At 30.6% G+C, this 3762-nt stretch carries 2 protein-coding genes and 1 pseudogene; all 3 read left to right on the top strand.

The window, feature by feature from the left end; all coding sequences use genetic code 11:
* Nucleotides 1–1299, top strand: a pseudogene (locus tag B4G36_RS12010) (TonB-dependent receptor); the annotation flags it as partial.
* Between the two features lie 13 nt (nucleotides 1300–1312).
* Nucleotides 1313–2911, top strand: coding sequence for a SusD/RagB family nutrient-binding outer membrane lipoprotein (locus B4G36_RS12005; RefSeq protein ID WP_291064169.1), 1599 nt, complete (start codon nucleotides 1313–1315; stop codon nucleotides 2909–2911).
* A gap of 119 nt (nucleotides 2912–3030) precedes the next feature.
* On the top strand, nucleotides 3031–3738 hold the full coding sequence (locus tag B4G36_RS12000; RefSeq protein ID WP_291064168.1) for a hypothetical protein: 708 nt from the start codon (nucleotides 3031–3033) through the stop codon (nucleotides 3736–3738).
* Nucleotides 3739–3762 lie beyond the last annotated feature (24 nt).

Below are 3762 nucleotides of genomic sequence, written 5' to 3'. Positions count from 1 at the left end.
ACAAATGCACTACCGGTTAAGAATATGTTATTCTTAGAGGCAACGGGCCGTAATGACTGGTTTTCTTCATTACCTATAATAAATAATAGTTATTTTTATCCATCTGTCACAGGGAGTTTTGTATTCTCTGAAGTATTTAAACCAAGTTGGTTAAATTTTGGTAAATTAAGAGCAGGTGTTTCGCAAGTTTCATCTGATTTAACTCCATATCAAACAGGGGATGTATTAGGTTCAAGTATAAACTTTAATGGAACGCCTACATTTATTCAGTCAAATACTAAGATGAATCCGTTATTAAAACCTGAGATTAAAGATACATGGGAAGTTGGTTTAGAAGCATCTATGTTTAATAATCGTTTCGGTTTTGATGTGACTTATTATAATGAGAAACGTACAGATTTATTAGTGCCAGTTCAGCACTCTTGGTCTACAGGAAATGGATATAAGTGGTTGAATGCAGGAGAGATGAGTAACGAAGGTGTTGAAGCATTAGTAAATATTGTTCCATTAAGAAATCAAGATTTTGAATGGAAAGTAACGTGGAATTTTGCTAAAAACAACAATAAAGTAGGTAAAGTTTCTGATGAAATGGATTCATACAATTTATCAACTGCACCATTTAGTGTTCAATTATGGGCTATATCAGGTCAGAAATATGGACAGCTTATGGGTAGAGATTTTGTTTATGATGATAATGGAAATAAAGTTGTTGATGCAAATGGATTTTATGAAAAATCAGCAGTAACAAACTTAGGATCAATTATTCCAGATTATAACATGGGTATCCGAAATACATTTACATACAAAGGGGTTTCTTTATCTGCATTAATTGATATTCAAAAAGGAGGTAAATTCTTCTCTACTTCACATATGTGGGGAATGTACTCTGGAATGTTAGAAGAAACAGCAGCTAATGGAGTTCGTGAGAATGGAGTTGTTGCAGATGGTGTAATGTGGGATGAAGGAACAAAATCATATGTTAAAAACACAACTGAAGTTTCTGCTTACGATTATTATAAAGCATATTATAATGGTGTAGATAGCCGAAATGTTTTTGATGCAGACTACATCAAATTACGTGAAGTAACTTTATCGTATACTTTCCCTAAAAAATGGGCAGGGCCTTTTGCTAACGTTACTGTATCTGCATTTGGTAGAAACTTAGCTACATGGGGATTAGATAAAAAAGGATTTGATCCTGAAATGGCTTCTTATGGTTCTGGAAATATACAAGGTATTGAAGGAGGGTCTTTACCATCTACAAGAACTTATGGTATGAATCTTAAGTTACAATTCTAAAAATTAAATTATTATGAAAATCAATAAAACAATTATATTATCAGCATTGTTAGGAAGTGCTTTATTATCTTCTTGCGATAATGGATTTGAAGAAATGAATATTAGTCCTAATGCACCCGAAAATGCGCCTACATATACAATCTTTCCAATTGCAACTAAAATATTTGTTGATGAAATGAGAGATGGATGGGTGTCTGGACGTATGTTATTGCCTTGGGTACAATATTCAGCACAGAGAAACTATACAGAAGAGGATAAATACGCTTATCGTACGACAACAGGAGATCAAGCATGGAACGCAAGTTATCGATCTTTATCTAACTTAAAAAAGGTAATAAGTATTTGTACAGACCCTGTTTTAGGACCACAACAAGCTGCTTACGGAGATGTTGATACACAGATTGCTGTAGCACGTATTATGATGGCTTACGAATTCTTAGATTTAACAAATTATTTCGGAGATGTTCCATATTGGTCATTAAGTGGTGCAAAGAATCCAGATTTTCAAGCTTTACAAATTGATACGTATGCTCAACCTAAATATGTTAAGCAAGAAGTTATCTTTAAAAATTTGTTACAAGAGCTAAAAGAAGCTGAAGCGCAATTGGATATTACTGAAAAGAAAGTATTTACAAGTCCTGAGAATAAAATTGGTGACCAAATTTATTTTGGAGATGCATCTAAATGGAAAAAATTTGCAAACTCATTACGTTTAAGAATTGCTAACCAAATTAAAGATGTATATCCTGAAGCGAAAGCTGAAATGCAAGATGCTATTGCAAAAGGAGTTTTTACCTCAAATGAAGACAATGCTTTGCAACATTATGGAACATCGGCTGTGGAAGGTTCTCCATTTTGGAGCGAATTTTTTGTAGGAAATAGAAATGACTTCTATGTGAATAATCAGTTAATTAGATTATTAAAAGGACAATCTGGTAATTATGGAGTTGATCCACGTTTACAAAAATATGCTGCACCTTTAGGAACATCAAAAGCTAACGCTGGTTCAGGTAACTATGTAGAAACGGATGATATAACAAAATATCAAGGAATTCCTTATGGATTACCTTCTGATCGTTTATCATCAAATAATCAGGTATCTAAAGTGTCTCCATTTTCAAAAACTATTTTCTCTGCAGATTATGCTGAGGTTTTAATGGAATACTCTGAAGTAGAATTCTTGTTATCAGAAGCTAATGGTTGGAACCAAACTAATTATGTGAATGGTGTGATAGCATCTATGCAAAAATGGGGAGTAGATCAAGCTAAAATTGATGCTTATGTAGCTGCATTACCAGCTGCAAATAAAGAAAATGTAATTACTCAAAAGTATATTGCTTTGTATATGCAGCCTCAAACTGCTTGGGTAGAATATAGACGTACAGGATATCCTAATGGTAGTATTTTATTATTACCTGGTCAAACTGGATATGAAATAGATGGTACTCCATACGTATTCACTCCATTAGTAGCAGGTATGACTGATATTCCGTATAGAATTTCATATCCATTAGGTGAACAAACTCTTAATACTACAAATTGGAATGAAGCAGTTTCAGCTTATGGTGGAAAGGATCCAATTAATGGAAAATTATGGTGGATGACTAAATAATATAATATAATATAATATCCATTTTCATTATAAAAGCAGCAAAATTATTTTTGCTGCTTTTTTTATTTTATTGATTTTTAATGAAATAAATTGTATATTGGATAGTAAATATTATGAGTATGTTAAAAATTAAAATATTTTGTTTTTTTGCTTCTTTTTGTTTAGGTGTCAATGCTCAACAAAATTTATTAACAGATGGGGTTGATAGAGCTTTAAATGAAAGAATATCCCATCAAATAAGTAATATTCAAAATGAAATTGCTTTAAGAAATAAAGGTGAAGTGATAACTCAATATGAAGGTAGCCAGTATTTTAATCCAAATTTTGAGGATATAGAAATAAAAGGTTTTAATTTAGACTTTTCTAAACTTAGATACAATGCTTATTCAGATGAAATGGAATTTGAAAAAGATGGACAGATTTTTAATTTAACAAAAGTTCCTGAATTGATGATTTATTTTCCTTTAACTCAATATCAATTTCTTAAATATCCAACTAAAAATGGAAAAATTGAAGGGTATTTAGAGGTTTTAGTTTATGATAAAGAAAAATATTCTTTATATAAAAGGAATAAAAAAATTATTACTCACGGAGAATTTAAAAATAATGCAAATAAAGCAAATACAAAATTCTCATTGGTGAATGACAGTGACTTATATTTAATTAGACATAAAGAAGATAAGTTTTATGTTTTTCCTACAAATGAAAAACAACTAAATAAGATTTTTAATAATCCAAATTTAGTAGAATTTGTAATTAAAAATAATTTAAATTTTAGTTTTGAAAAAGATAAGATAAAACTTGTAGATTACTTGAATAAGCTTTAAGATTTATATCAAAAACAAAATAGC

It is taken from the genome of Empedobacter sp. UBA3239, from assembly GCF_002362875.1.
In the GTDB taxonomy this organism is placed as follows: Bacteria; Bacteroidota; Bacteroidia; order Flavobacteriales; family Weeksellaceae; genus Empedobacter; species Empedobacter falsenii_B.
The sequence above is the reverse complement of the archived record's forward strand: the minus strand, read 5'-3'. Positions and strand labels throughout refer to the sequence as shown.